26 protein-coding genes are annotated in these 25,309 nt (G+C 61.3%); 15 read left to right on the plus strand and 11 right to left on the minus strand.

Annotation, left to right across the window (positions count from 1 at the left end; genetic code table 11):
* From secF to folK, 11 genes are all read left to right on the plus strand, one after another.
* Positions 1-1,560: protein translocase subunit SecF (secF, locus tag HPO_RS07840; RefSeq protein ID WP_035596736.1), on the plus strand; the 1,560-nt coding region annotated here is incomplete at its 5' end.
* A 451-nt stretch (positions 1,561-2,011) separates the two neighbouring features.
* Positions 2,012-3,661, plus strand: coding sequence for a glucan biosynthesis protein G (locus HPO_RS07845; protein ID WP_051612428.1), 1,650 nt, complete (start codon positions 2,012-2,014; stop codon positions 3,659-3,661).
* Complete coding sequence (gene mdoH, locus HPO_RS07850; RefSeq protein ID WP_035596739.1) at positions 3,658-5,829, plus strand: glucans biosynthesis glucosyltransferase MdoH; 2,172 nt, start codon at positions 3,658-3,660, stop codon at positions 5,827-5,829. Before HPO_RS07845 ends, mdoH begins: the two co-directional genes overlap by 4 nt.
* Positions 5,830-5,992: 163 nt before the next feature.
* Positions 5,993-6,388 (plus strand): RidA family protein, encoded by a 396-nt coding sequence (locus HPO_RS07855; protein WP_035596742.1) that lies wholly within the window; start codon positions 5,993-5,995, stop codon positions 6,386-6,388.
* 43 nt (positions 6,389-6,431) lie between these two features.
* Entirely contained in the window at positions 6,432-7,181 is a 750-nt protein-coding gene (locus tag HPO_RS07860; RefSeq protein WP_035596745.1) for an LOG family protein, read from the plus strand.
* 166 nt (positions 7,182-7,347) lie between these two features.
* Positions 7,348-8,703, plus strand: coding sequence for an anthranilate synthase component I family protein (locus tag HPO_RS07865; protein ID WP_051612429.1), 1,356 nt, complete (start codon positions 7,348-7,350; stop codon positions 8,701-8,703).
* A complete protein-coding gene (locus HPO_RS07870) occupies positions 8,700-9,284 on the plus strand; it encodes an anthranilate synthase component II (protein ID WP_035596748.1) in 585 nt (194 codons plus the stop codon). The genes HPO_RS07865 and HPO_RS07870 overlap by 4 nt, the downstream gene beginning before the upstream one ends.
* Positions 9,281-10,108: an aminotransferase class IV gene (locus HPO_RS07875; RefSeq protein WP_051612430.1), complete on the plus strand. Its 828-nt coding sequence runs from the start codon at positions 9,281-9,283 to the stop codon at positions 10,106-10,108. Before HPO_RS07870 ends, HPO_RS07875 begins: the two co-directional genes overlap by 4 nt.
* Complete coding sequence (folP, locus tag HPO_RS07880) at positions 10,101-10,934, plus strand: dihydropteroate synthase (protein ID WP_035596751.1); 834 nt, start codon at positions 10,101-10,103, stop codon at positions 10,932-10,934. Before HPO_RS07875 ends, folP begins: the two co-directional genes overlap by 8 nt.
* Positions 10,924-11,289 carry a dihydroneopterin aldolase gene (folB, locus tag HPO_RS07885; protein WP_035596753.1) on the plus strand — a complete coding sequence of 122 codons (366 nt, stop codon included), beginning with the start codon at positions 10,924-10,926 and terminating at the stop codon, positions 11,287-11,289. Before folP ends, folB begins: the two co-directional genes overlap by 11 nt.
* A complete protein-coding gene (folK, locus tag HPO_RS07890; RefSeq protein WP_035596755.1) occupies positions 11,282-11,788 on the plus strand; it encodes a 2-amino-4-hydroxy-6-hydroxymethyldihydropteridine diphosphokinase in 507 nt (168 codons plus the stop codon). The genes folB and folK overlap by 8 nt, the downstream gene beginning before the upstream one ends.
* On the opposite strand, the gene HPO_RS07895 is transcribed toward folK, so the two are convergent.
* The 3 genes from HPO_RS07895 to HPO_RS07905 are packed head-to-tail and all read right to left on the minus strand — an operon-like array spanning position 11,777 to position 14,102.
* Positions 11,777-13,099 carry an ATP-binding protein gene (locus HPO_RS07895; protein WP_051612431.1) on the minus strand — a complete coding sequence of 441 codons (1,323 nt, stop codon included), beginning with the start codon at positions 13,097-13,099 and terminating at the stop codon, positions 11,777-11,779. The genes folK and HPO_RS07895 overlap by 12 nt on opposite strands.
* On the minus strand, positions 13,096-13,758 hold the full coding sequence (locus HPO_RS07900; RefSeq protein ID WP_035596758.1) for a response regulator transcription factor: 663 nt from the start codon (positions 13,756-13,758) through the stop codon (positions 13,096-13,098). Before HPO_RS07900 ends, HPO_RS07895 begins: the two co-directional genes overlap by 4 nt.
* Positions 13,758-14,102 (minus strand): PepSY domain-containing protein, encoded by a 345-nt coding sequence (locus HPO_RS07905; protein ID WP_206742138.1) that lies wholly within the window; start codon positions 14,100-14,102, stop codon positions 13,758-13,760. Before HPO_RS07905 ends, HPO_RS07900 begins: the two co-directional genes overlap by 1 nt.
* 158 nt (positions 14,103-14,260) lie before the next feature.
* Between HPO_RS07905 and HPO_RS07910 the strand changes: the two genes are divergently transcribed.
* A complete protein-coding gene (locus tag HPO_RS07910; RefSeq protein WP_035596761.1) occupies positions 14,261-14,608 on the plus strand; it encodes a PepSY domain-containing protein in 348 nt (115 codons plus the stop codon).
* A gap of 9 nt (positions 14,609-14,617) precedes the next feature.
* Here the strand turns inward: HPO_RS07910 and HPO_RS07915 are convergent, their stop codons facing one another.
* The 6 genes from HPO_RS07915 to HPO_RS07940 all read right to left on the minus strand — a co-directional run bounded on the left by HPO_RS07915 (position 14,618) and on the right by HPO_RS07940 (position 21,942).
* Entirely contained in the window at positions 14,618-15,724 is a 1,107-nt protein-coding gene (locus HPO_RS07915) for a GGDEF domain-containing protein (protein ID WP_035596763.1), read from the minus strand.
* A 178-nt stretch (positions 15,725-15,902) separates the two neighbouring features.
* A complete protein-coding gene (locus HPO_RS07920) occupies positions 15,903-17,072 on the minus strand; it encodes a pyridoxal phosphate-dependent aminotransferase (RefSeq protein ID WP_035596766.1) in 1,170 nt (389 codons plus the stop codon).
* Entirely contained in the window at positions 17,062-18,009 is a 948-nt protein-coding gene (locus HPO_RS07925; RefSeq protein ID WP_035596769.1) for a sulfite exporter TauE/SafE family protein, read from the minus strand. The genes HPO_RS07920 and HPO_RS07925 overlap by 11 nt, the downstream gene beginning before the upstream one ends.
* A 31-nt stretch (positions 18,010-18,040) precedes the next feature.
* Complete coding sequence (locus HPO_RS07930; RefSeq protein WP_051612433.1) at positions 18,041-20,410, minus strand: TonB-dependent receptor; 2,370 nt, start codon at positions 20,408-20,410, stop codon at positions 18,041-18,043.
* A gap of 192 nt (positions 20,411-20,602) precedes the next feature.
* Positions 20,603-21,199, minus strand: coding sequence for a 2-hydroxychromene-2-carboxylate isomerase (locus HPO_RS07935; protein WP_035596772.1), 597 nt, complete (start codon positions 21,197-21,199; stop codon positions 20,603-20,605).
* Positions 21,199-21,942: an SDR family NAD(P)-dependent oxidoreductase gene (locus tag HPO_RS07940; protein WP_035597075.1), complete on the minus strand. Its 744-nt coding sequence runs from the start codon at positions 21,940-21,942 to the stop codon at positions 21,199-21,201. The genes HPO_RS07935 and HPO_RS07940 overlap by 1 nt, the downstream gene beginning before the upstream one ends.
* 84 nt (positions 21,943-22,026) lie before the next feature.
* On the opposite strand from HPO_RS07940, the gene HPO_RS07945 reads away from it, so the two are divergent.
* The 3 genes from HPO_RS07945 (at position 22,027) to HPO_RS07955 (ending at position 24,554) form a co-directional block, all read left to right on the plus strand.
* Positions 22,027-22,509, plus strand: a complete 483-nt coding sequence (locus HPO_RS07945) for a winged helix-turn-helix transcriptional regulator (RefSeq protein ID WP_035596776.1) — start codon at positions 22,027-22,029, stop codon at positions 22,507-22,509.
* A 217-nt stretch (positions 22,510-22,726) separates the two neighbouring features.
* Positions 22,727-23,113, plus strand: a complete 387-nt coding sequence (gene rnk, locus HPO_RS07950; RefSeq protein ID WP_035596779.1) for a nucleoside diphosphate kinase regulator — start codon at positions 22,727-22,729, stop codon at positions 23,111-23,113.
* 406 nt (positions 23,114-23,519) lie between these two features.
* A complete protein-coding gene (locus tag HPO_RS07955) occupies positions 23,520-24,554 on the plus strand; it encodes a PAS domain-containing protein (RefSeq protein ID WP_035596783.1) in 1,035 nt (344 codons plus the stop codon).
* A 159-nt stretch (positions 24,555-24,713) separates the two neighbouring features.
* On the opposite strand, the gene HPO_RS07960 is transcribed toward HPO_RS07955, so the two are convergent.
* Together HPO_RS07960 and HPO_RS20245 are read right to left on the minus strand one after the other, a co-directional pair.
* Positions 24,714-24,908: a CsbD family protein gene (locus HPO_RS07960; protein ID WP_035596786.1), complete on the minus strand. Its 195-nt coding sequence runs from the start codon at positions 24,906-24,908 to the stop codon at positions 24,714-24,716.
* Positions 24,909-25,104: 196 nt separating this feature from the next.
* Positions 25,105-25,278 (minus strand): DUF1328 domain-containing protein, encoded by a 174-nt coding sequence (locus HPO_RS20245; protein ID WP_035596789.1) that lies wholly within the window; start codon positions 25,276-25,278, stop codon positions 25,105-25,107.
* Positions 25,279-25,309 lie beyond the last annotated feature (31 nt).

The raw sequence follows: 25,309 nt of genomic DNA on the forward strand, positions 1-25,309 counted from the left end.
AACTTCACGATTGAAGATACGGTTGTTCTCTCTGCGCTGCTGCGGGCAGGAGCCCTGCCGGCGCCGCTGACGGTGATCGAGGAACGCACGGTGGGCCCCGACCTTGGCGCCGACGTGATCAATATGGGCCTCTATACCGGCGTGATCGGCTTTGCGCTGGTGGTGGGTTTCATGACACTGCTCTACCGGGGCTGGGGTATGATTGCCTCAGTGGCGCTGTTCCTCAATGTGGCGTTGACCATCGGTATCCTGACATTTCTGGGCGCAACGCTGACCCTGCCGGGCATCGCGGGTATCATCCTGGGCATTGGCATCGCAGTGGATGCCAACGTCCTGATCAACGAACGCATCCGGGAGGAAAGTCGCAAGGGCGTCAGCGCGCTTGCCGCCCTCGATCGGGGCTTCAAGATTGCCTATTCGACCATCCTTGACGCCAACATCACCACGTTGATCGCCACAGCCCTGCTGTTCATGTTCGGCACTGGTCCGGTGAAAGGTTTTGCCGTGACCATGGTGATCGGCACCGCCGTGTCGATGTTCACAGCCATTACCGTGGTCCGTATCCTGATGACCACCTGGGTGCGTTATCGCAAGATGAAGAAGATCAATATCGAGCCGCTGTTCCGGGTGGTGCCGGATGGCTCGAAAATCTCCTTCATGAAGGCGCGGTATTTCGGCATCGCCAGCTCCATCCTTCTCTCGCTTGTCTCTGTTGGCCTCTTCATGAAGCCGGGGCTGAATTACGGCATCGATTTCACCGGCGGCATCCAGGTGGAGATCGCCACGCCGCAGGCTGCCAACCTGGGCCAGCTTCGCTCGGAACTGGGCGGGCTCGGGCTTGGCGAAGTGTCCCTTCAGCAGCTGGGCGGAAAGAACGAAGTGCTGATCCGTGTCCAACGCCAGGAAGGTGGGGAGACGGCGCAGACCGCTGCCATCAACACCGTTCGCAAGACGCTGGCAGAGATCGATCCGGGAATCTCGGTGGAGCGCACGGAGGTCGTCGGACCGAAAGTTTCCGGCGAGCTTGCGCGCAACGGCGCCATTGCTGTCGGCCTCGCAAGCCTTGCGATGCTGCTCTACATCTGGTGGCGCTTCGAGTGGAACTTCGCCGTTGGCGCGATCCTGACGCTGGCGCTCGATACTACCAAGATGATCGGCTTCTTCGTCATCATGGGGCTGGACTTCAACCTCACGGCCATCGCCGCCCTTTTGACCTTCATCGGGTATTCGGTGAACGACAAGGTGGTGGTCTATGACCGGATGCGGGAGAATATCCGCCTCGCCAAGCGATATGACTTGCGAACGATCATCGACACCAGCATCAACCAGGTGCTGACGCGGTGTATCTTCACGTCGATGACGACCCTGCTGGCGATCGTGCCGATGGCCATCTGGGGTGGCAAGGCCGTGGAAAACTTCGCCCTGCCGATGGTGTTTGGCGTACTCATCGCCACCGCATCGTCGATCTTCATTGCGGCGCCGATCCTTCTGCTGCTGGGCAACCTGGCCCAGCGCCACCAGCATACCGGGACCATTCAGGTGGAGTCTTCTCCGTCCTGACAATCCCCGGTTGGGAGCGCCGCACACTGCCTGTCCTCGCGGCGCTCCCTCTCTTTTTCCCAGGTTGAGGCCCCGGCTCGTGTTGGCCGCAGTGACCGGATTCCGGGCAGCGCTGCAGCCGGATCGTTCACGACACATCTACGACAGCAACGCGGTGCAGGGGTCACAAATCTGCCTTTGGTTTGCCGCATTGTCATGAAAAACGGGCCCTGTTTCCCTCCCATCTGACAACGTGCCCCATTTTCTGATCCTGCCTGTATCCTGATCCATGCTGCCCTGCGGGACCAGCAAAGATCATGGGCAACCAATCGCGGCGACGTTCGTTAGACAGGCTTCGGGTATGTCGCGCCGCAACAAAGCGGCTCCCGGATCCTCGGGAAGGTGTTGGTAAAGGAGTGTGCGCTTGAGGGTGTTATCGAGCGTCTCTGTGAGGATTGTGTGCGGCCTTGCGATGGCCGGACTTCTGATTTCCAGCTGTTCTCCCTCTGCTGATCCGGCGCCCGAGGCACCGGCAAAGCCGGCTCCGGCAAACCCCGCCGCTCAAAGCGAGGCGCCGGTTGAGCCGATGACGGCGGTGGCGCCTGAGGCTGTGGTCGAAACGCTGAGCCCGGAAGCGGCTGCGGCTCTGGCCGCTTCAGAGGAAGATCCCTCCGCAGCGCCTCCACCCCCCGCCACGCCGGAATTTGATTTTGAAGATGTGCGCCGCAAGGCCGAAATCCTCGCCAGCCGCCCATTCCAGACGCCCCCCGGCATTCCGAAAGAAGCTGCCGCGCTCGATTATGATGGCTATCGCCGCATCCAACTGCGTCAGGACGCTGCTTTCTGGAAGGACAGCTCGGACAAGTTCCGCATCCTGCCGGACCCGCGCGGCTATCTCTTCAACTATGCCGTCCGCCTCAATTTTGTTGAGGAGGGCGAGGAAGTTGCCCGGCCCTATTCGGCAGACGATTTCAATTTTTATGATCTGCCGCTGCCCGATGAGGCCAAGCGTCTGCTGGGGTTTGCCGGCTTCAGGGTTGTGACGCCCCTGAATATCGCGGGCAAATGGGACGAGTTGATCAGCTTCCGCGGCGCAAGTTTCTTCCGTGCCCTGGGGGCTGGCAATCTGTATGGCGCCTCGGCGCGCGGCATCTCCATCGGCACCGCGTCGCCGGAAGGGGAGCAATTCCCGTATTTCCGCGAATTCTGGCTGCAGAAACCTGCGCCGGGCACTGACACGATCCGCATCTATGCACTGCTCGACGGGGAAAGCATCACCGGCGCCTATGAGTTCTCAGTGACCCCCGGCGTTGAAACGAAGATGCAGATCACGGCCACGCTGTTCCCACGTAAGGCGCTGTCAACGGTTGGCATCTCGCCGCTCACTTCGATGTATTTCTTCTCGCCGCACGATATCCGCAAGCATCCCAACGATTTCCGCCCGGCGGTACATGATTCCGAGGGCCTTTCGATCCAAATGTACAATGGCGAGTGGGTCTGGCGGCCGCTGTTCAACCCCAAGACGCTGCAGGAGTCCGTGCTGGCTGATCGCCCGCCGCTCGGTTTCGGGCTGGTCCAGCGCAAACGCGATTTCGACGACTATTCCGATATCGAGGCTGGCTATCATCATCGCCCGACCGTCTGGGTGCAGCCCAAGGCCGGATGGGGCGAGGGCCAGCTGGTTCTGGTCGAGATCCCCACGGTCAACGAATACAACGACAACATCGTCGCCTACTGGAAGCCGAAAACCGCCTGGCAGCCGGGTACGGCCTACACCGTGTCCTATGACATGAAGTGGAGCCTGCTGACCTCGTCTGTGCCAGATGTGGCGACGGTGGCTGAGACATTTGCGGGCGTGAAGCCGGCCGCCACCCAGCAGCTGTTCGTGATCGACTATGAGCAGATCCCTGAAGCCCTGCTGAACGGTGTGGAAGCCGACATTTCCACCTCGGCCGGGAAGATCCTCAATCCTGTAATCAAGACAAATCCCGAGACCGGAAAAATCCGGCTCAGCTTCGAACTCGAAGCACAAAATATCGACGTGGCAGAGCTTCGCGCCCTGCTCACGAAGGGGGGAAAGCCTATCACTGAAACCTGGCTTTACCGTTGGCGGAAGGAATGACCTTGCTGCGCGCACGTCCCACCGAGTTCCCGATTGACATGCCGAGCCAGTCCCTGGCCGGTCCCGTCGCCGTGTCTGGCCGCCGCCCCGTTTCGGCGATCTGGCGAAAGTTGTTCCTTCTGGTCTCGTCTCTTGGGCTGACGGCCTGGGCGACCTATGAGATGCACGAAGTGCTGTCGGTTTCCGGGCTGACGCTGCTGGAGTGGGCGCTGCTGGCGATCTTTGCGATCAATATCGTCTGGGTTTGCTACGCCTTTATCAACGCAACCATGGGCTTCTTTTCCGCCATTGGCTCGCTGATGAAAAAGCCGCGCGCCGATGCAGGGCCGGATCTGCGCAACACGCGGACGGTGATTGCTTTTCCGATCTACAATGAAAATGTCGAGCATATCTTCGGCACGGTGCTGGCCACTGCGCAGATGATGTCTGGCGCGCCTGGCCGGTTTGATTGCTTCATCCTCAGCGACACGACCGACCCGGAAGTGGCCCTTGCTGAGGAGGCCGCTTTCGAGCGTATCCGCCAGGAAGCACCGGGCGATGTCCGCATCTGGTATCGCCGCCGCACGATCAACCACCACCGCAAGGCGGGTAACATCCGCGACTTCCTCACGCGCTGGGGTGGGCGCTACGATTATATGATCGTCTATGACGCCGACTCCTATATGGAGCGCGACACGCTGATTGAACTCGTGCGCCAGATGGAAGAAGCGCCGCGCACCGGTCTCATCCAGACCATCCCGCAACTGGTGGGCGGGGAAAGCCTGTTTGCCCGCATCCAGCAGTTCGCTGCTGCCCTCTACGGTCCGGTGCTTGGCCATGGCATTGCCTGGTGGGCGCAGAAGGAAGGTAATTTCTGGGGCCACAACGCCATCATCCGTGTGCAGGCAATGGCACAGGCGGCCGGCCTGCCGGAACTGCCGGGCCGCGCGCCGTTTGGCGGCCACATCCTCAGCCACGACTTTGTGGAGGCAGCACTGCTGCGCCGCGCCGGCTGGAATGTGGAGATCAAGCCGGCGTTGAGCGGCTCCTACGAACAGGGGCCGCCGACGATCATCGACCTCGTGATCCGCGACCGCCGCTGGTGCCAAGGCAACATGCAGCACATGCTGGTGCTGCTGAAAACGCGCGGCCTGGCCTGGACCAGCCGGTTCCACCTGATCACTGGTATCTTCTCTTACCTCTCCTCGCCGCTCTGGCTCATCTTCATCACGGTTGGTATGGCCCTGTCGCTGCAGAACAGCTTCATGCGCCCGTCCTATTTCGGGGATGGTTTCTCGCTGTTCCCAACCTGGCCGGTGATCGACTCCGTGCGCGCGCTGAACCTCTTCATCGTGACGATGGTCATCCTCTTCGCGCCCAAGATTTACGGCCTCATCTATGGCCTGATCAGCCCGCTCTGGCGCAAGCAGGTCGGCATGTTCCGCACCACGCTGGGCGTTCTGACAGAGACATTCCTCTCGGTACTGATCGCGCCGATCATGATGGTCACCCAAACCAGCGCCGTCATCAGCGTGCTGACGGGGCGCGACTCCGGCTGGTCGCCGCAGAAGCGCACCGAGGATGGCTATTCCCTGATGGCCACCCTGCGCCACAGCGCGCCGGCCATGACGCTGGGTGTGGTGCTCACGGTGGCGGCCATGATCATCTCGCCGGTCTACGCCGCCTGGCTTGCGCCAGCCACGATCGGTCTCATCCTGTCGGTGCCGCTTTCCTACTGGACTGCCAAGCGCTCGGCCGGTCAGGCCTTCCGAAAGGCGGGCGCGCTGGTCTCTCCGGCGGAAGTCGCCGTGCCTGCGTCCTTCGCCGCCGCGCAGGAGGCCCAGGCCGTGTTCCGCGATCTGCGCCCGGCAGACCTCTACACCCTGCTGCTCGATCAGGTGAAACAGCAGCGCCGCTGCGCCTTGGTCGATACCCACTGGTCGCTTGGCCGCCACGAGGTTCACACGCCGCTGGCTATCGCCCGGGCACGTACGGAGACGGCCGAGTCCGCCGCCGAATACGTCGCCGCGCTCAGCAAGGGCGAGAAGATTGCGCTGCTCAACTCCTGCCGGGATCTCGCCTCGGTCAGCGCCACCTTCTCCGCATCCGGCCGGCCGCTGAGTCGCGCCGTGCTAAATGGAGGCCACCTGCTGCCCTCAACGGCTGCTCAGGACCGCTCCGCCTCCTAGGCGCAAGGCCAGTCAGCTCGGCCATAAGGCTGTAAAAGTGCGCTGGCTCGGCGGGCGCTCAGCGCCGCCTTGTGACGAATTAGGGTCGCATTGCGCCCGATCGATCCTACATGCCGTTGACCAACGCCGCGACCAAAGCGCGCCTTCCTGAAAGGACAGCGACATGCCCCGAAACGAACCGGTATTTCCCAAGGACCGCCATGCCCTCTACGAACAGCACGGGTATTCGGCTGCGATCCGTTCCGGTGACCTGCTGTTTATCTCTGGCCAGGTAGGCAGCCGCCCGGACGGTTCCCCGGAGCCCGATTTCGCCAAACAGGTGCAATTGGCGTTCGATAATCTCCAGGCAGTGCTCGATGCGGCGGGCTGCAGTTTGAGCGACATTGTGGATGTCACCACCTTTCACACCGATCCTGAGGCCCAGTTCGGAACAGTGATGGAAGTCAAGAACCGCGTTTTCCCTCATGCGCCCTATCCGAACTGGACCGCTGTCGGGGTCACCTGGCTTTCAGGTTTCGACTTCGAGATCAAAGTGATTGCCCGCTGTCCTGAAGAATAGAATGCCCTAAAAAGGGGCCTTTAATTCCGGCAGGAGGGCTCGCATGGCCGAGGACAATTACAGCGATAACCCGGTCTACCGGCTGGCCGCGCTCGATCAGGATTTCGTGCTGGGCGATTCCATGCGCGGCGCGCGTTTCCTGATGGAATATAGCAAGGCCGAGGAGTTTCTCCGGCGCGAGCGCGTGCGCTCCACCATCGTCGCTTTCGGCTCGGCCCGTATCCGCGAAGATGGCGGCGAGTGGCAGTCGCGCATCTACAATGCGGCGCGCACCTTCGGACGCATCGCATCCGAGCGGGGCGGCGCTCTCTGTGATGGACGGCAGTGGCGCGACAATGTCATCGCCACGGGCGGCGGCCCCGGCGTTATGGAAGCGGCCAATCGCGGCGCGCGCGATGCCGGCGCCGTCACCATCGGCTTCAATATCCAGCTGCCGCACGAGCAGTTCCCCAACCCCTACATCACGCCCGACCTGAATTTCCAGTTCCACTATTTCGCCATGCGCAAGATGCATCTGGCCATGCGCGCCCGCGCGCTGGTGATCTTCCCTGGCGGCTTCGGCACGATGGACGAGCTATTCGAACTCCTCACTCTCAGCCAGACCGGCAAGGGCCATCATATGCCCATCGTGCTTTATGACCGGAATTTCTGGACACGGATCATCAATTTCGAGGCGTTCGCCGAGGCCGGCATGATCAGCCTAGACGATCTGAAGTTGTTCGAGTTCGCCGATGATCCGGAGGAGGCGTGGGATTGCCTCCTCCGTTGCGGCCTGGAAGTGCCGGACCGGTAACTTTGGGGTGGTTGCCACCGGCGGCTGCGCGTCGAGCTCGGCGCTTGCTCCCGCGAAGCTGGAAGCTGCGTAAAGGGCGCTTCAGGGGCTCAAATACCAAAGCTGCATCGCCAATCCGGCATATCTGCGTCTTTCCGCAGTTCCTTCGGCAGGCTAGATAAGCGCCATGCTGGCAGTCGCCCTATCGTCTTTTGATCCTGTTGCCGTCGCAATGGCTTTGCGGGGGGAAGATGGGTTCATCTGGTTCGACAGCGCCGCGCCCGAGCATCCGGGGACGAGGTATTCCTATATCTGCGTTTGGCCAGTGGATCGATTGCGGCTGGAAACATCTGCCGAGGCCGTCGAAAAACTGCGTGCCTGGATAGGCGCGCGCCCACTGGCCCGGGTCGAGGGCGGCGCGCCGTTTCAGGGCGGGGCTGCGGGATATTTGTCCTACGACTTTGCGCCCGCCTTCATCGACCGGTTCCAGTCTCACCACAGCGCCAGCCCGTCGCCAGCGCTGGAGTTTGGCCTCTATGACACCGTCATCGCCTTCGATCATGGCGCCGGAATGGCCCATATTTATTCTGCGGGGTTGCAGGCAGCAGATACTGCGCCGGACGCAAAACGGGCGAAGGAGAAAATCAGACGCCTGAAGGAGCGGCTGGCTGCGCCGGTCTCGCCGCCGCCTCAGCCGGAAGCCCTCAACTGGACGCCGCACAGCGCGCCGGGCAGTTATCAGGCCGGTGTTGCGCGTGTCCGGGAATATATTCGCGAGGGGGATATCTATCAGGCCAATATTTCCGGCCTGTGGACAACCGGGCCGCTCTGCCGGGAGGCCGCGTTTGCGCATTACCTTCAGGGCCGCGCCCGCTCGCCTGCGCCTTTTTCCGCGTTCGGCGTGTTTGAAGGGAGGAGCATCGCAAGTTTCTCGCCGGAGCGTCTGATCAGCGCTGATGGTGAGGGGCGGGTAAAGGCCGAACCCATCAAGGGCACCATCCGGCGCAGCGAAGATGTGACCGAAGACGCTGCCGCCCGCGCAGCGCTGCTCGCCTCGGAGAAGGACCGCGCCGAGAATGTGATGATCGTGGACCTGCTCCGCAACGATATTTCGCGGGTCTGCACCTCTGCCTCGGTTTCCGTTTCATCGCTCTGCCGGCTAGAGACCTTTGCAAATCTCCACCACCTTGTCTCGACGGTAGAGGGGAAACTGGCGCCGGGGCAGACGGCAGCAGACCTGCTGGCGGCCGTGTTTCCCGGCGGCTCCATCACCGGCGCGCCGAAGCTGCGCGCGATGGAGATTATTGATGAACTGGAACCGGCGGCGCGGGGCATTTTCTGCGGCTCCCTGGGTTGGATGGGGCATGATGGCGCGATGGATTTTTCCATCCTGATCCGGACGCTGGAAGTGTTGCCGGGGGAGGCACGGCTATGGGCGGGGGCGGGAATAACCCTTCTGTCTGATCCGGAGGCGGAGCATGCGGAAATCCGCCTGAAAGCAGAGCGGATTATCGGAGCGGCTAAGCCGGTGGAGGTATCATGATCCTTGTGCTGAACAATCGGGACAGCTTTGTCTTCAATCTGGCGCGCTATTTCCGTGAGCTTGGATGCGGGATTGAGGTAGTGGACAGTGACCGGATTACCGTTGCCGGAATCGCGGCAATGGCGCCGGAAGCCTTGGTCATCTCGCCGGGTCCGTGCACACCTGCAGAGGCGGGTGTTTCGCTGGAGGCGATCGGCGCGTTTGGTGGGCGCGTACCCATTCTCGGCGTCTGCCTCGGACATCAGGCGATCGCGGCGGCATATGGATGCCCTGTCACACGAGCGAAATCGCCCGCGCATGGCCGCCCGGCGCGCATCCGGCATAGCGGGTTGCGGTTGTTCGAAGGGCTGCCGCCGGCTTTTGATGTGGGGCTTTATCATTCTCTCATTGCCGAGGCGCCAGAGGCGGAAGGCAAGTTGATGGTCGATGCTATTTCGCCCTCCGGTGAAGTGATGGCTCTGTCGCATAGGGAATTGCCGGTCTATGGTATTCAGTTCCACCCTGAATCCATTCTCACTGAATACGGGCCCGAACTGCTGCAGAACTTTCTCAACATCGCCCGCGCCTGGAGGCAGACATGATCCGGCTGAACCAATCCGTCTCTGAGGCTGAGAATGTTCAGCCATTCGACCTGACAGATCGCGGTCTGCTGCTGGCGGATGGTGTGTTTGACACTTCGCGTGTCGTGGGTGGACGGATTATCCTGAAAAGACTGCACCTGGCGCGCCTCGCGGGAGATGCTGCGGCTCTTGGAATTGATGTTGCCCAAGAGCAATTGGAAGTTCTCGCCAACGACGTTGTTCCTGATGGTGCAAATGGCGCGCTGCGGCTGACGGTTACCCGCGGTCCCGGCGCGCGCGGATTGGGGCGAGAGACAGCCGGCGCGCCCACCCTGATGGCGCGTTTTTCGCCGATGGAGATGCTCTATCCGATGGCGCCGGTTCGTATTGGCGTCAGCACAATCCGGCGAAACCCGACCTCACCGACCGCTCGCCACAAGACTTTATCCTATGCGGATAATATCATGGCTCTGCGCGAGGCAGTGGCGGCCGGCGCGGATGAGGCGCTGATGCTCTCGCCAGAAGGGAAGATCGCCTGCGCGTCTGCGGCCAATGTGTTTGCGCAGTTTGGCAATCGTCTGGTGACCCCGCCCGTTTCTGACGGCGCGATGCCGGGTATCGTGCGGGGCTGGCTGCTCAAAGAGGCGCTGGGCGCCGGGTTTGAAGCGGGCGAGGAAAGCCTGACGCTGCAACGCCTTGCAGAAGCAGACGGCATTTTCCTGACCAACAGCCTGCGGATATTCCAGCCTGTCAGCGCTTTTACGGGCCGCTCCTTTGATGCAGCTTTGCCGTCTGCGTTGATCGGGCTTGGCCAGACACTTCTGGAAGGAGGTTTCGATGATTGAGGCGGAACGCCGAGACCAGATTCTGGCGCGCGTGCGCGCTGAACCGGTGATCATGGGCATCCTGAATGTTACGCCAGACAGCTTTTCCGATGGCGGACGGCATAATACGCTCGGCGCGGCTGAGGTTCAGGCCATGCGGATGCTCGCCGAAGGCGCCGGCATTCTTGATATCGGCGGAGAGTCCACCCGGCCCGGCGCCGCGCCGGTATCTGCGGCGGAAGAGCTTGTCCGCGTCATCCCCATAATCCGGCATCTTGCCGCGCGCATCAGGGCGCCGATCTCCATCGACACGGTAAAAGCCTCCGTTGCGCGCGCGGCGGTCGAGGCCGGAGCGGTGATCATTAATGATGTCACCGGCATGACCGGCGATCCGGAAATGGCTGCAACCGTTGCGGAGACCGGCGCAGCTATCGTCATCACCTATCATCGCGGAACGGCCGACGACGCCGTGGACGCGGTGGCCGATATGCGCGCCTTCTTTGACCGGGCATTCAAGACGGCGGCGCGTCATGGCATCCTTAAGGAGCATATCTGGCTGGACCCTGGCGTGGGCTTTGCCAAGACGCCCCGGCAGAACCTTGAGGTGATTGCCGGGCTGGGCACGCTGGCGGCGTATGGCTGCCCTGTTCTGGTGGGGCTTTCCCGCAAGAGCTTTATCGGCCGTGTCACTGGCAGGGCCGTAAATGATCGCCTTGCTGGCACGCTCACGGCTCATTTGATGGCGCTGCAGCGGGGCGCTCGCGTGCTGCGGGTTCATGATGTAGCTGAGCACACCGATATGTTGCGCCTGTATCAGGCGATCGAAGGGGCAGGGCATGAAGACTGAGATTATCATCCGCAATCTCCGCATCCACGGCTATCACGGCCTCAAGGAAGCAGAGAAGGCATTAGGCCAGATTTTCGAGGTCGATATTACCTGCGACATGCACACCGACGTGCCGCCGCGCGATGTGATGGAAGATACCGTCTGCTATGGCGAGATCTGTGATCTGGTTGCGAGCGTTTCTGAGACAGAAGTGTTCAATCTGATCGAAACGCTGGCGGAGCGGATTGCCGCGGCAATCTTTGCAAATTTCCCGCCCATCCAGAAAATCCGTGTCGAGATCCGCAAGCCCCGCGCGCCGATCCGCCATATCGTCAATCACGTCGGCATAGCCATAGAGCGGGAACGCCATGGCTGAAGCGGCGCTAGGTCTCGGTTCCAATCTTGGAGATCGCAAGGCGCATCTTTTGGGCGCCGTGCGGGCGCTGAAAGATTGGGACGGTATCCGGGTGTTGGCGGTGTCGTCTCTCTGGGAAACGCCGCCCTGGGGCATCGAGGACCAGCCGCATTTTCTCAATGCCTGCGTCCTGATCGACACGTCGCTTGCGCCCATGGAGGTGCTGGAGGCCTGCCTTGCCATCGAGCGGGACCATGGCCGTGAACGCAGCCTGCGCTGGGGGCCGCGCACGCTGGATGTGGATGTTCTGTATTATGATGATGTGGAGATGGCCGGGGACCGGCTGATCCTGCCGCATCCGCGTATGCTTCTGCGGAGTTTTGTCCTGGCGCCCTTGGCCGAGATTGCGCCGGAGAAGGTGATTGGAGGCGCCACTATCCGCGAGAATCTCGCGCTTGCTGGTCTTGAGGCAGGTATGCGCCGCCTTGACCCGATGCCGGAAGATTTGTCACCAGACTAGCCGGGCCTTCAGCCCACCGAGGTCAGATGTGCCCAGGTCCAGCCGGCCGTCTGTCGCCTCAGCAAGATCGTTGGCAATGGCAAGGCCAAGGCCATGCCCACCGGGCCGTTCATCCGCGCGCTGACCGCGCAGGATAACCCGCTCCCGGTTTGCCGTGCCGAGACCTGGGCCATCATCCTCGATCACCAGATCCCGGGGGCGGGCAGTAACGCGAACGACGGACGCGGCATAGCGGGCGGCATTCTCCAGCAGCGGCCCGGCCATTTCCATCAGCTGATCAGCCGATACCGGAAGTGTGATGCCGGGAGGGCAATCCATTTCAAACGCAACGCGCTCCCCGCGATCTGTGCGGGAGAGAACGGAGACGAGCCGCTCGATGACTGCCGCGGGGGCCGTTGGGCCCCGGTCAAGGCTGGCAGCGGTGCGCGCGCGGGCGAGTTCGCGGTCTACTGCATCGGAGGCGGCGAGGATTGACTGTTCCAGCCCGTCGGCCATGTCGCCCTGACCGGCCTCGCGCACGCGCCGGGCGACGGCACGCAGTGCGGAGAGGGGCGTCTTCAGGCCATGGGCAAGGTTTGCCGCGCGGTCGCGGGCGGCGCGAAGATCAGCCTCGCGCGCATCGGCCAGTTCGTTGATCTGGTCGACCAGAGGCGTCACCTCGGTTGCAAACCGGCCGGGAGAAAGCCGCGAGGCGGGAGAGGACTTCAGTTCACTGATGGATGACTGCACCGCCCGCAGCGGGAGAAGGCCAATCGTTACCTGGAACCAGGCTGCCAGGCTGAGCGTGGCCCAGAGCAGCGTCAGGAAGATTGCCAGTTCGCGGGCAAATTCCTGGCGCGCATCAATCAGGCTGGCGCGATCAGCCGCCACGATCAGGGTGACCGGTTCGGCGGATTCGTTTTCCTGGATTGTGCGGGCCACGCGGACAAGATCCTGGCCGAAGGGGCCGGCCGCTGTGCCCCTGTGCCAATCCGTTCCGTCCACACCCACGGGTACATCAAGGGCATTATCCCACAATGACCGGGAACGGATGATGTTGTCGCCGCGCGAGACCTGCCAGTAGAGGCCGCTGGCCGGCCGGTCAAAGCGCAGGTCGCTGGGCTGATATGTGTCTGCTGAGAAGCCCGCGGGAGAGAAGGTGAGCGCGCTGACGATGGCGCGGCCGTGGCGGATCAGGTCATCTTCGGTGTTGCGCCGGATATGGCTGTCGAAGAGCAGGACGAGTGTGAACCAGGAAATCAGCAGGGCAACCGCCACCGCCAACGCGCCGCCAGCCAGCAGGCGTAACCGGATGGACCGTAAAGGTTTCACGCGTCCGCTTCGATGACGTAGCCAAAGCCGCGTCGGGTGTTGATAACGCCGGGACCAAGTTTGCGGCGCAGGCGCGAGACGATGGCTTCGATGGCGTTGGTGTCGCCGGTATCTTCCATGCCATGGAGGTGTTCGGCGAGTTCACCCGCAGAGACGGTGCGGTTCATGTTGTGGACGAGATAGTCCACGAGGCGGAACTCCAGAGGCGTGACGCGAACGGGCTGGCCGGCATAGGCGATGGTCATGCGGCGGGTATCCACCATCAGGTCCCCGGCCTGAAGGACAGGCTGGGCCATGCCCGCGGCGCGGCGGATGAGGGCGCGCAGACGGACGATAAGCTCCGCCATTTCAAAGGGTTTGGGCAGGTAGTCATCGGCGCCGGCCTCGATGCCGTCGACGCGCTCCATCCAGCTGCCGCGGGCCGAGAGGATCAGGATGGGTGTGACCAAGCCGGCCGCGCGCCAGCGTTTCAAGACCGAAAGTCCGTCCATGCGGGGCAGGCCAAGGTCCAGGATGATGGCGTCATAGGATTCGGTATCCCCCTTGAACCAGGCGTCTTCGCCATCGCGGGCGAGATCCACGATAAAGCCGGCATCGCGCAACGCGGCGGAAATATCGTCTGAAATCAGGGGTTCATCTTCAACGAGAAGGACGCGCATCAGTCGTCTTCCTCGATTTCGAGTATGCGGCCAGTGCGGGCATCGACTTCCATTTCCAACACAATGCCCCGGCGGGTGAGGATTTCTATCTCATAGATGAGCTGGCCGTCATCATCGTCCAGTTCCAGTTCCAGAACTTCGCCGGGATAGCGCTGCAGTATGGAGCCGAGGATCACTTCCAGCGGCAGGATTTCTCCGCTTTTACGGGCATTCCAGACGATGTCCTGATCGCGGCTGTAACGGTCGTCATCATCATCGCCATCGTCCCAGTCCGCCAAGGCGGGCGCGGCAAGGGCCAGCAGAAAGCAGGCAACCAGCAGCCATTTCAAGACAAATCGGGACAACACGGGGACAGACAGCTCCATTAGACGGACATTTCCGGACACGTCCGGTCATATCCCGAACCCGCGCTGACAGAAACCTGACAGGAAGGGGCAGGTGCCTGTCAGCCGGCATTCGGCAAACCGCAGACAGGGCCAACCCTTAGCGATAGGACCATCCTATGAAAAGCACACCGTATGTTGTGGCCACCCTTGTTATGGCGATGATTGCCGCCGGAACCCTTGGCGCAGGCAAGAGTGCCGCGCAGACCGAAGCCGGGGCTGAACGCGGTATGATGCCGACGCCGGCCAGGTATGCCATCGGCCATTCCGCCGGCTTTGAGGAAGCGAGCCGGCAGCTGGCGGAGCAGGGGTTTGAAGTGATCGGCTATGAGGCGGAAGGCCGGCGCATTGAAGTGACCGGATTGACGGCGACAGGGCATTGCCTGGAGCTGAAATTCCACCCTTCCTCCGGCAAGGAAACAAGCCGCAAGCGCACCGACGATTGCAGCCCGCGCCGCGCCGAATGAGGACGGGTGTCAGGCTGCGCCGGCGGCTCCGCGGGGGAGCGGGAGCGGAATGATCTGGGCCCCCTCCGGGCTGGCGGACATCAGCTCGGCCCGGTCGCGGCCCAGGCGTTTAGCGCGATAGAGCGCCTTGTCTGCCCGCTCCAGAGAGAGATTGATATCTGTCTCCCCCATCTCCGGCTGACTGATGCCCATACTGATGGTGATGTTGAAGCTGCCTTCGGCGCTCTTGAAGCTGAGGCCCCGTGCGGACTCTCGCAGGCGGTTTGCCAGAAGGAGCGCAGCTTCAATACCAGTTTCGGGAAGGATAACGCCGAACTCCTCGCCGCCGAGACGGCCGAGCAGATCTGTGTCTCGGATGCTATCGGCCACCAAGCGCGACAGGCGCACGATGACTTCATCGCCCGCTGCGTGACCGTGGATATCGTTGACCCGTTTGAAGTGATCAATATCGAACATTAGTACACTGATGGGATGGTTGTGACGATGTGCGCGTTGCACTTCACGCTCCGCGAAGCGGAAGAAGGCGCGGCGGTTCAGCGTTTTTGTCAGTGGATCGGTGACGGCGAGATCGTAGAGCGCGCAGCGCTCCTCCTCGGCGTCTATCAGATCCTGCACGGCATAGCGCCCGGCGCTGCAGACGCAGATATCCTGGCTAACGATATGCGCCATGCTTTTAAGAAGCTCGAGCTGTTCGAGTGTGAGGGTTCGCGGCTGACTGTCGATGAGGCAAAGCGTGCCGAAGCGCTTGCCATCAGGATCGCTGAGTGGGGCGCCGGCAAAGAAGACGACATTCGGGCTGCCTGTGACGGCGGGTTCGCGCGCGAAATAGGACTCAAGCCGCGCATCGGTAACCGCGAAGGCTTCATCGGACAGGTTTGCGGAGGCGCAGAATGTCTGCAGGCTGTCGAACTTGCCTTCGGAAACGCCGTGAGCGGCGCGATACCAGTTGCGATAGCGTTCGTTGAGGGCGGCGATCACGATGGGCGCGCCGAGCGCCAGGGAAGCCGCCCGAGCAATGTGATCCGCGTTGTGAACATCTTCACTTCTTAGAATCCGGTAGCGCTGAAGCACTTCGGATTTTTGCTGTTCAAAGCGTGGTGGTGGATAGCTGAGCACGGATAAAGCGTCCCCCCGGACATCTTGGTTACCGTGCCGTTATGCATACCCGTCCTTGAATTCCGGATATCCCGGACCGATCAAATTTGATCGATCCGGGTTATTCACGCACATTTCCGGACATGTGTTTCTTAAATTCTGCGGGCAAATCGTAAATCCGCCCGCAGGCGGGTGGCCTCTATGCGTTGACCATTCGGGGCAGGGCCTTACAGAAACGCTCCACATCTTCCAGCTTGCCGGTCGAAACGCGGCTCCAGGGCGTATAGTCCATGTACTGGCCGCGGATGGAAATCTGCTCGGCCGCCATGGCTTTCTGCAGGTCGTTGGCGGGCATACCGCTCTGGAAATAGACAAAGTTGGTCTGGGACTTCAGATAGGGCAAGCCGAGGGTATCGAGCGTGGTGGTGATCATTTCCCGGGCTTCGACAATCTTCGATTTGGAGCCGGCGATGAATGCCTCATCATTGTAGCAACCGATGGCGGCGGCGATGGACGTGCACGGGGTCCAGGACATCTGCGTGTAGCGGATCTTTGCGGCCGTTTCTGCCGAAGAGATGGTGTAGCCGACGCGGATACCCGCCATGCCATAGATCTTCGAGAAGGTGCGCGTGACGATAACGTCCTTGCCTTCCTTGATCAGCGGAATGCAGGTCATTGAGGCTTCGTCATCCACAAGCTCAATATAGGCTTCGTCGACAACCACTGTGGTTTTTGCTGCCATGCTGGAGGCAGCAGCCCTAATGACCGAACCGGGCATGGCGATGCCGGTCGGGTTGTTCGGGTTGCACAGCTGCACCATGCCGGTTTCCGGCGTGATGGCCGCTTCCATGGCCGGCAGGTCCATGTTCATGTCTTCCGTAAGCGGAATACGTGTGATTTCTGCCAGGCCGAGCTTGGCGGCATAGAGCGCGGTCGTATCCCAGAAGAGGCGCGGGGCCACGATGGGGCCTTTGGGGCCATAGATGAGGGCCAGCGCGCTGAGCGCTTCCCCTGAACCCGTGGTGATGACGATCTGCTCCGGCGAGACCCCGTGGCGTTCGGCAATCATGCCTGCCAGCGTCTTCGTGGCCTCTTCATTGGTGTAGTAAGCGCCTTTGCGGGCGGCTGCTTCGATCATCTTCAGAGCGGAGGGCGCCGGGCCGTAGGGATTTTCGTTGCGGGAGAGCAGCGCAAGGCCGGGTTCCGGGCCGAAGAGGCTGGCTTCTTTCGGCTCCGGCGGAAAGGCGCCGCGGGCCTCAGCGGCAGCCGAAGCCGTCGCTGAGGTGGTGGTTGCGCAGCCCGCGAGGCCGACGGCGGCCGCGCCGGCGCCAGCCGAAAACAGGTTACGGCGTGTGAGTCTATATCCCATGATCTTGCTCCAGATTTTGTACCGAAATGTCGGCGCTCATAGTGGACACCGCCGGAGCGGTTTCGACGTTAAACGGGGTGACGCTGCGCGGAGGCGGCGAGAAGGCAGAGACCAGCATGATGCTGGACGTGACGAGCAGGTAAAGACCCAGCGCCCGGCGCAGGTGGGTAGCGTTAAGATTGTGCGCTACGGCCACGCCCCATGGGGCGGTGATGACGCTCATCGATGTGATGGCGAGGGCGGCAATCACGTTGACATAGCCGAGCGACCCGAAAGGCAGGCCGGTTTGGCCGAAGCCGGCGATGATGCTGCCGATTGTTCCGGGTACGGCAATGATCGTTCCGAAGCCGGCAGCGGTGGCCACCGCGCGGTGCATCGGCTGGCCACTGAGGGTCATGATAAGGACGGCAGGCGTGCCTCCGCCAATGCCAAGCAGCGTGCAGTAACCGCCCAGCACGCTGCCGAGGCCACCGCGCATGAAGCCCTTCGGCATTTCCGTAGATACCGGGCCCCGGCGCGTGAGCACCGGGAACAGGAAGTGCCAGGACATGATGAAAACGCCGACGCCGAAGGTGACCTTGAGGGCGTGGCCATCCAAGTATTGCGCGACCAGTAGGCCAAGCACCACGCCGATCACGACCCACGGGGTCCAGCTTCGCAATATCTCGAAATCGACGGCGCCGCGTTTTGCGTGCGCCTGGACCGAGCGCATCGAGGTGAAGATGATGGTGGCCAGCGATGTGCCGATGGCGACGTGCATTATCTTGTCGGGCGCAATTGCGTCCGACCCGGCGCTGAGAATGGTAAGCACCGAGGCGAGGGCGGGGACGACGACAAAGCCGCCCCCGATCCCGAACAATCCAGCCACGAACCCCGCCAGCGCCCCCGCCGCCAGCATCGCCGCAATGAAGAGAAGTGTTTCAGGCGTCAGGATCATAAGACAGAGATCCTTGATGGGAGAAGCATGATCAGAACCTCGCCGTGAGCGTCACCTGAGCGGTGCGCGGATTGAGAGGGCGGAAGGTGGCCGCACCGGAGCCCGTGGTGGTGAAGGTGAAAGCGAGAGTGTCTTCATCGAAGATGTTGTCGATGTTGAACCGCAGGCTGACATTTTCCGGGAGGCCGAAATTGTTCGGGCCGCCGAGATCCACATAGCCGCTCCAGATGAAGTAGCTTTCCATCTTGTTGCCGGCTGAAGAGGCGGCTTCGCGGAAGTCGGCATAGCGCTCGCCGGTGTATTTGGTGGACACGTTGGCGACGAGCCATTCAGTCGGCTCCCAGGTGACGCCGCCGGTGAACAGCCATTCCGGGCTGTCGGCTAGCAGGCTGCCGGCGGGGTTTCCGGCGAAGCCATCATCAAGCTCGGCGTGGTTGTAGGTGAGGTTCACGTCGCCATAGAGCTTGTTGTCGAAGATTTCCGGTTGCCAGACACCCGAGAGTTCGACGCCGTAAGCGGTGGTGCCGCCGGCGTTGATATAGAAGGTCTCGTTCTCGAAGGTTTCCGGGTTCTGGACGTTGCCGGCGACAAGCCGGTTTTCAAAGCTGGTATAGAATACCGAGACCGCGCCGTTGAAGGTCGGCCGGTTGGTGCGGAAGCCAAGCTCGAAGTTGTCGGCTTCCTCTGCGGCCGGCTTGGGCGCGTCGAAGGTGACCGCTGTCGAGAAGATATCATCCGTACCGCGCGGCAGGGCATAGTTCTGCGAGTAGGAAGCGAAGATCTGGTCGGTGGCGTTGAGCGAGTAGACCGCGCCGATCATGGGCAGGGGATCACTCTTGTAGTTGGCCGAGATCAAGACCGGCGTGCCGGTGACTTCATAGTCGTAATAGTCGCGGAAGCCGTTCAGCGAATAGTCGATGTCCAGCATCTTCAGGCCAAGCTCCAAGGCGAGCTTTTCGTCGAGCAGTCGGATGGTGTCCTTGATATAATACTGGCGGGTTTCGCGCAGGGAGTCGTAGTCGCGGCGATAATAGGCGACCTCATCCCAGATCACGTCGCCATCGGCGGTGCCGCCGGTCTTGTTGAGGCGCAGCTGGGTGCGGTGATAATCGTCGCTCTCGGTCCAGCCGCCCACTTCGAGCGTGTGTTTGCCGATTTCCCAGCTCAGGCCAGCCACGATGCCCTTGCGGATGCCGCCGACGCCGGAGAGGCCATACTGAACACCGCGCGGATGAACGACATCCAGTCCCGCCGCGCGCTGGCGGTTGTAGATGCCGAGCGTGTTGGAATAGCTGTCAGGAGATACTCCGTAGCCGTCCTTGTCTTCATAATAGGCGGTGGCGGTGAGGCTGATATTGTCGGTGAGGGCCATGCCGCCGTTCAGCGAATAGAGGACGTCATCGCGGATGTTGATGCGGTCTTCATAGTAATCCATGCAGGAGCCCTGCGTGAAGACGGGCGTGAAATCGCTGGCGTTGATGACATTGTCGCCGTTGAAATCGTAGACGCCCGGCCGGGGCGAGATGCAGCTGTCGGGGATGTAACCGATATATCCATACTCGCGGCCCTGGGCTTCATAGAGCGTGCGGCTCATCGACGGGGAGTCGTAGTCGAAGAAGTCGTTGCTGACATAGCCGAGCTGGAGGAAAGCGTCGTTCTGGAAGTCGTAGCGCAGCTTGCCTTCGAGGTGTTCCCGGTCGATGGAGCCGGCGCCGCGCCAGAGGTCGCTGTCCGTCTTGGAGCGGCTGAGATAGGCGGAGAAGCCGCCGATGCGGCCGGTTTCGAGTTTCAGGAATGTCCGCTGGAGATTGTCGTCGCCGATGGTGATGGCGGCCATACCGCCCATCTTGTCGCTGGGCAGAATGGAGTGGTAGGAAACGATCGGTCCAAGTGAGGCGTAGCTGGGCAGCGAGACGTCGCCCGCGCCGGGCGAGGCAACCACCGAGCCAAGGTTTTCATTGTCTACATAGCGGAATATCGGGCTGCCACCAAATGCATCAGAGCGGCCCATGGGGACGCCGTCGAGCACGAAGCCGATCTGCTGAAGGTTGAAGGCGCGAACGGTCACCGAGTTGCCAAACTCATAGAGACCCAGGGCGCCATCCGTCTGGACGTTGAAGCCGGGGAGGGTCTCGAGCATCTTAAGGCCGGAGATACCGCCCGGCGCGGAGAGAAGCTCCTCGCGCGTCACGGCGACGGTGTTGGTCGCTTCGCCAACCCCGATGGCAAGATCCGTCTGCGATACGCGGCGCCCTTCGACGACCACTGCCTCCATCACCGCCTGATCATCCGTGGCGGGAGCGTCTGAAGCCTGCGCAAGCGCCGGCAGCATCCCCGCCGCGCTGATGAGTGCCAGCACGCTGATCTGAGATTTCATCGTCTTGCGGATCGTTTGCAGCATATGGTCCCTCCATGCGATTCTGCAGAGCAGGGTCAGTGAGCGCCTGGCAGGGGCTGGCGCAAATCCTTAGGCGACGATCTGTAGAGATTGTTGCGGTTCGGACGGCGAATGCAGTTTCTTTGTGCGGCGCCGCAAAAAAAACGGGCAAGCCCCTGGCCTGCCCGTATCGTATTCCAATGAGGCGCCGGCGACTCAGGCCGAGAAGCGCGTTTCCACCTCCGGCAGGGTGTTTTTCCCGAAATAAATATCGCCGCCTACAAAGAAGGTTGGGCTGCCGAAGGCGCCGCGTTTGACGGCGTTCTCCGTCGTGGCCATCAGGCGCTGCTTCACGTCATCCTCCTGGGCGCGGGCCATCAGGCGAGGAGCATCTATGCCAGCGGCAGAGAGATGTGTTGCCACGACATCGGGGTCACCCATGTTCAGACCTTGCTCCCACATCAGCGGGAAGGTCGCATTAACCAGCTCCATCAGGCCGCCATCAATTGCGGCAGCGGTTGCCATGCGCATCATCAGCAGCGTGTTGACCGGGAAGAACGGGTTCATCACGAATGGGATATTGTGGCGCTGGATGAAGCGGTCCATCTCCAGCCGTTCATAGGCGAGCTTGTTGGGGATGTTGGCGTAGGCCTGCATGGGAGACTGATTGTTTGTCAGCTTGAAGACGCCGCCGAGCAGAACGGGCACATAATCGAAGCGGGCGCCGGTGCGAGCCTCGATCTGCGGCACGACCTTGTGGGCGAGATAGGCATTGGCGCTGCCGAAATCGAACTGAAACTCAACGGTCTTCATTACCAGGTCTCCTTGTAGGGGCGCAGGTCCATTTCGAAGGTCCATGCGTCTCGTTTCTGCTGGTGCAGATACCAGTAGGCATCCGCGATGGAGGCGGGATCCATCAGGGTGTCGGGTGCAAGGTTGCTGATGGCATCCTCGCCACGGGATGATTTTATCCGCTCTCTGACGAAATTGGTATCTACCCCTGCGTCAATGATGAGGTGGGCGACGTGGATGTTCTGCGGGCCGAGTTCGCGGGCCATGGCCTGGGCCATCAGGCGCAGGCCGCCCTTGGCGCTGGCGAATGCGGCATAACCCATACCGCCACGCAGGCTTGCGGTGGCGCCTGTGAAGAAGATGGAGCCCTTGCCGCGCGCCAGCATCAGCCTGGCGGCTTCGCGTCCCGTCAGGAAGCCGGCCTTGCAGGCCATCTCCCACACCTTGAAGAAAACACGCTCACTTGTTTCGAGCAGGGGAAAATAGACATTGGCGCCGGGATTGGAGATGACAACTTCCAGCGGCGCGTGGGCATCTGCCTCCTGAAGGAAGGCGGTAATATCTTCCTCTTTCCGAGCATCCAGGCCGCGGGCGATACATTGACCGCCGGCCGCCTCGATCTCTGTCTTCAGCTTTTCCAGTTTATCTGCCGTGCGCCGGCCCGCGAAGACGGTGTAGCCCTCAGCCGCAAATTTGCGCGCGATGGCAGACCCTATGAAGTCTCCGGCGCCGATGATGGCGCAGGTGGCGTTCCGCTCGGGTATTTTCTGGTCTGGCATCACTGCCTCCCTCTGTTAACGGATAGGTAAGTCTTGAATTAAGACCAAGTCAATGCTTAAAGTGGTGGTATGAAGTGGCAGGATCTTGATCGGGAGAATTGTTCGCTGGCGCGCGCGATGGCGGTGGTAGGTGACCGCTGGACGTTACTGGTGCTGAGGGAAACTTTTCTCCGTGTACGGCGGTTCGATGAGTTCCAGGAGAATCTGGGCATTGCCCGGCGCGTGCTCACCGAGCGGCTGAAGCATCTCGTCGATCATGGCGTTCTGGAGAAGGTTGCCTACAGCCAGACACCGCTGCGCTACGAATACCGGCTGACGGAGAAGGGGCTGGGGCTCTATCCGGTGATTATCAGCCTCGTGCATTGGGGGGATGCATATTATGCCGGAAAGAAGGGGCCGCCGCTGCTGCACCGGCACAAGACCTGCGGGCACGACTTCCACAGCGTGCTGACTTGCTCCGAATGCGGCGAAGCGGTCAGCCCGCGAGATGTGGTGCCCCATCCCGGCCCGGGCGCCCGCAAGGGGGCGTGGGACGGCCGCCTCACTGACTGAACGGCTTGACTAGGCCGCCCGCGTGGCCATGTTGGCAGCCATGACGCTGAATACGGCTCTCCTTTTCATTTCCGCTGCGCGTGCTGCCGCACGCCGCTAACCCCTGATTTTGCCTGTAACCTGGGCGCAATCAGGGGAGAGACTGGCCTTCACCTTTAAAATCATCAACCCGCTCCGCCCGTGCCGGCGGTGGCGCTTTCATGCATCTGGAATACACATGTCCAAATTCAAACGCCCGCCCGTCTATGTGACGGATGAAGAACTCGAACGCCTGTCAGACCTTGCCCATGCTGTTCAGGGCCGCGAGCCTGCTGCTGATACCCTGATCGAAGAACTCACGCGGGCGCTGATTGCTCCTGTGGAAGACGTGCCGCTTGATGTGGTGCGGATGCATGACCGGGTGCGCTTCCATTATGATGGCGCTCTCTATGACGATTTCTCGCTGGTTTATCCCAATGAGGCGAATATAGCGGCTAGGCGGATTTCTGTGCTCACGCAGGTGGGCGCGATGCTGATCGGTCTGCGGGCGGGGGATACCATGACGTGGCGCGGCGCGGATGGGCGCGATCACGAGTTGGAAGTTCTCCGCGTCATGCGGGAGTAGGGGAGTGCCCTTTCTGTCTCCCAGACGACAAAGAGGGGCCTCTGCAAAAAATATTGCTGATTTGAAATCCGGTTGCCAGGCATCTGCGTAAAAGTTTTTGTGTCTTTTTGTCTCCTGAGCCGGTCGATTCACGAAGCTCATCATGGGTTGAATCCGGGATAACAGGGGCTGTGTCATCAAAATCCGCATAGAGAGCATTTTCGATCGGTTCCAAGGACGGTTGCCCCAGAATCACGCAGGGGGCATGGTTGCGCCACCTGGTTTGCACGCTGTTAACCAAGCTGCCCCAATTGTGCCGGAACTAGCAACCAGGGCTTGCGCAAAGCAGACATTTCCGCTTCTTTCTGGTGTGGGGGAAGTGCAAGTGGGCAATTCTGCCGTGGGACCGAGCGAGGAGTATGGTGCAATGCATCGCAGCCCGGCACCAGATGGCGCTTTGCGGGCCGTCTCTCTGGACGATCTTTCAGGGAGTCTTTCCGATCCCGTTCTCGCTGCTCTGCTTCAGAGTAGCCGCGATTGCATCAAGGTCCTCGATACCGACGGCCGCATCCGCTACATGAACCCGGCAGGGTTGGTGGCGCGCCAGTTGAATGCGGAGATGGATGTGGTCGGCCGGCGTTGGTGGGATCTCTGGCCGGAGGATTCTCATCCTGTCGTGCAGGAGGCCACCGCGAAGGGGGCCATTGGAGAGACAACCGACTTTCGCGGCTTTTGCCCGACGGCCCGCGGCCGGCCAAAATGGTGGGACGTACGCGTCTCGCCGATCCGGGATGGTGACGGGGAGGTGACAGGTGTGCTCGTCGTTTCCAAGGACGTGACCGATGCAGTTACCAACCGGAAGATGTATGACACCATCGCTCTGGAAATGCGTCACCGGTTGAAGAACGCTTTTGCCGTGGCCAGCGCCATTGCCAAGATCAGCGCGCGGCAAACCCCGGAGCATCAGCGCTTTGCCGAGGAACTGGTGGCTCGCTTCTCATCGTTGGCTGTGGCGCAGGGAAAGCTGGTGGAGGCGTCGAGCGATTTCCCGCTGCGGTCTCTGGTGGCTGACCTTGTGGATGCCGCTGGCGTTTCGGAAGAAACAATTGATGTCTGCGGCATGCCCGATTGCCTGGTCGATGAAGCGCAGATGCGTGTGATTGCTGTGGTGATCGGAGAACTGACGACAAACTCGCTGAAGTATGGCGCCTTGCGCAACGGGGGTGAGATCCATTGTGAGGGCCGCATCGAGGATGGTTGGCTGCACCTTTCCTGGATCGAACCGCTGGAAAATGTGCCAGACGTTGCCTCCGAAGCATCTTCATCGACGAGTACAGGCCTGACGGTCATTCAGCGAATTGTCAGTTCGGCAGGTGGGCAGGTTTCACGTGTGATGAACCAAGACGGCCTGCGGGTTGATTTCTCGCTGGTGCACCAGCTGGGGGACGAGGGCGCTGATTGAAGGCGCTGCCGCATCGCGGATTTTCGCGCGCATCAGCGGCAAAACGGAAACCGCCACCCAACCTTGGTTGGGTGGCGGAACAGGCGCCTCACGTGGGGGGTGGGGGGACGCTGACGCGGCGCCTGTAGTTCCTCCGTATCCTGAAGCGGACTTGCCGGATTATTTCCGGTTCTGGTCCGCCGATTTCTTGACCTTGTCCTCAACTTTGCCAGCGGCGCGTTGTGCATCGCCTTTCAGTTCCTGAAGGCGGCCTTCGGCTTCGAGCTTTTTGTTGCCTGAGACTTTACCTGCAGCTTCCTTGGCATTGCCGGCAACCTGATTGCCAACGCCTTTAACAGTATTCTTGTTAGTCATGGCGCTCTCCATTCGATGATCGAATTGTTTGCTTTGTACACCTAAGAAACGTGCCCAGATTGATTCAGTTCCCGGGGAAGTTCGAAATATTCCGTGTGGCTTCCAACATCGTAAGGCGGGGACCGCTTTCTTTAAAAAAAAAGGGCGCCCGAAGGGCGCCCTTTGAGGTGCAGGGATGTTTACACACAGGGATGTGTCAGGTGATACTCCGGCCCCGGAGCGCGCGGGCGACAAAGGTCACCACCAGAAGCGCCAGGAAGACGAAGAACAGAATTTGCGCGATGCTCGCAGCGGCGCCAGCGATGCCACCGAAGCCAAGCAGGGCTGCGATGATTGCGAGGATAAAGAATGTCAGTGCCCAACCAAGCATGGAAGTCTCCTTTGTCAAATGACCACTCTTT

Origin of the sequence: Hyphomonas polymorpha PS728 (genome assembly GCF_000685315.1) — a bacterium.
GTDB lineage: Bacteria > Pseudomonadota > Alphaproteobacteria > Caulobacterales > Hyphomonadaceae > Hyphomonas > Hyphomonas polymorpha.

Excerpts from the sequence above, each read along its gene's own strand:
- folP (WP_035596751.1), top strand. The coding sequence starts at position 10,101 with ATGATTGAGGCGGAACGCCGAGACCAGATTCTGGCGCGCGTGCGCGCT.
- HPO_RS07870 (WP_035596748.1), top strand. The coding sequence starts at position 8,700 with ATGATCCTTGTGCTGAACAATCGGGACAGCTTTGTCTTCAATCTGGCG.
- HPO_RS07860 (WP_035596745.1), top strand. The coding sequence starts at position 6,432 with ATGGCCGAGGACAATTACAGCGATAACCCGGTCTACCGGCTGGCCGCG.
- HPO_RS20245 (WP_035596789.1), bottom strand. The coding sequence starts at position 25,278 with ATGCTTGGTTGGGCACTGACATTCTTTATCCTCGCAATCATCGCAGCC.
- HPO_RS07935 (WP_035596772.1), bottom strand. The coding sequence starts at position 21,199 with ATGAAGACCGTTGAGTTTCAGTTCGATTTCGGCAGCGCCAATGCCTAT.
- HPO_RS07900 (WP_035596758.1), bottom strand. The coding sequence starts at position 13,758 with ATGCGCGTCCTTCTCGTTGAAGATGAACCCCTGATTTCAGACGATATT.
- HPO_RS07955 (WP_035596783.1), top strand. The coding sequence starts at position 23,520 with ATGCATCGCAGCCCGGCACCAGATGGCGCTTTGCGGGCCGTCTCTCTG.
- HPO_RS07865 (WP_051612429.1), top strand. The coding sequence starts at position 7,348 with ATGCTGGCAGTCGCCCTATCGTCTTTTGATCCTGTTGCCGTCGCAATG.
- HPO_RS07920 (WP_035596766.1), bottom strand. The coding sequence starts at position 17,072 with ATGGGATATAGACTCACACGCCGTAACCTGTTTTCGGCTGGCGCCGGC.
- HPO_RS07930 (WP_051612433.1), bottom strand. The coding sequence starts at position 20,410 with ATGCTGCAAACGATCCGCAAGACGATGAAATCTCAGATCAGCGTGCTG.
- folB (WP_035596753.1), top strand. The coding sequence starts at position 10,924 with ATGAAGACTGAGATTATCATCCGCAATCTCCGCATCCACGGCTATCAC.
- HPO_RS07960 (WP_035596786.1), bottom strand. The coding sequence starts at position 24,908 with ATGACTAACAAGAATACTGTTAAAGGCGTTGGCAATCAGGTTGCCGGC.
- HPO_RS07925 (WP_035596769.1), bottom strand. The coding sequence starts at position 18,009 with ATGATCCTGACGCCTGAAACACTTCTCTTCATTGCGGCGATGCTGGCG.
- HPO_RS07945 (WP_035596776.1), top strand. The coding sequence starts at position 22,027 with ATGAAGTGGCAGGATCTTGATCGGGAGAATTGTTCGCTGGCGCGCGCG.
- HPO_RS07910 (WP_035596761.1), top strand. The coding sequence starts at position 14,261 with ATGAAAAGCACACCGTATGTTGTGGCCACCCTTGTTATGGCGATGATT.
- folK (WP_035596755.1), top strand. The coding sequence starts at position 11,282 with ATGGCTGAAGCGGCGCTAGGTCTCGGTTCCAATCTTGGAGATCGCAAG.
- rnk (WP_035596779.1), top strand. The coding sequence starts at position 22,727 with ATGTCCAAATTCAAACGCCCGCCCGTCTATGTGACGGATGAAGAACTC.
- HPO_RS07845 (WP_051612428.1), top strand. The coding sequence starts at position 2,012 with ATGGCCGGACTTCTGATTTCCAGCTGTTCTCCCTCTGCTGATCCGGCG.
- mdoH (WP_035596739.1), top strand. The coding sequence starts at position 3,658 with ATGACCTTGCTGCGCGCACGTCCCACCGAGTTCCCGATTGACATGCCG.
- HPO_RS07875 (WP_051612430.1), top strand. The coding sequence starts at position 9,281 with ATGATCCGGCTGAACCAATCCGTCTCTGAGGCTGAGAATGTTCAGCCA.
- HPO_RS07855 (WP_035596742.1), top strand. The coding sequence starts at position 5,993 with ATGCCCCGAAACGAACCGGTATTTCCCAAGGACCGCCATGCCCTCTAC.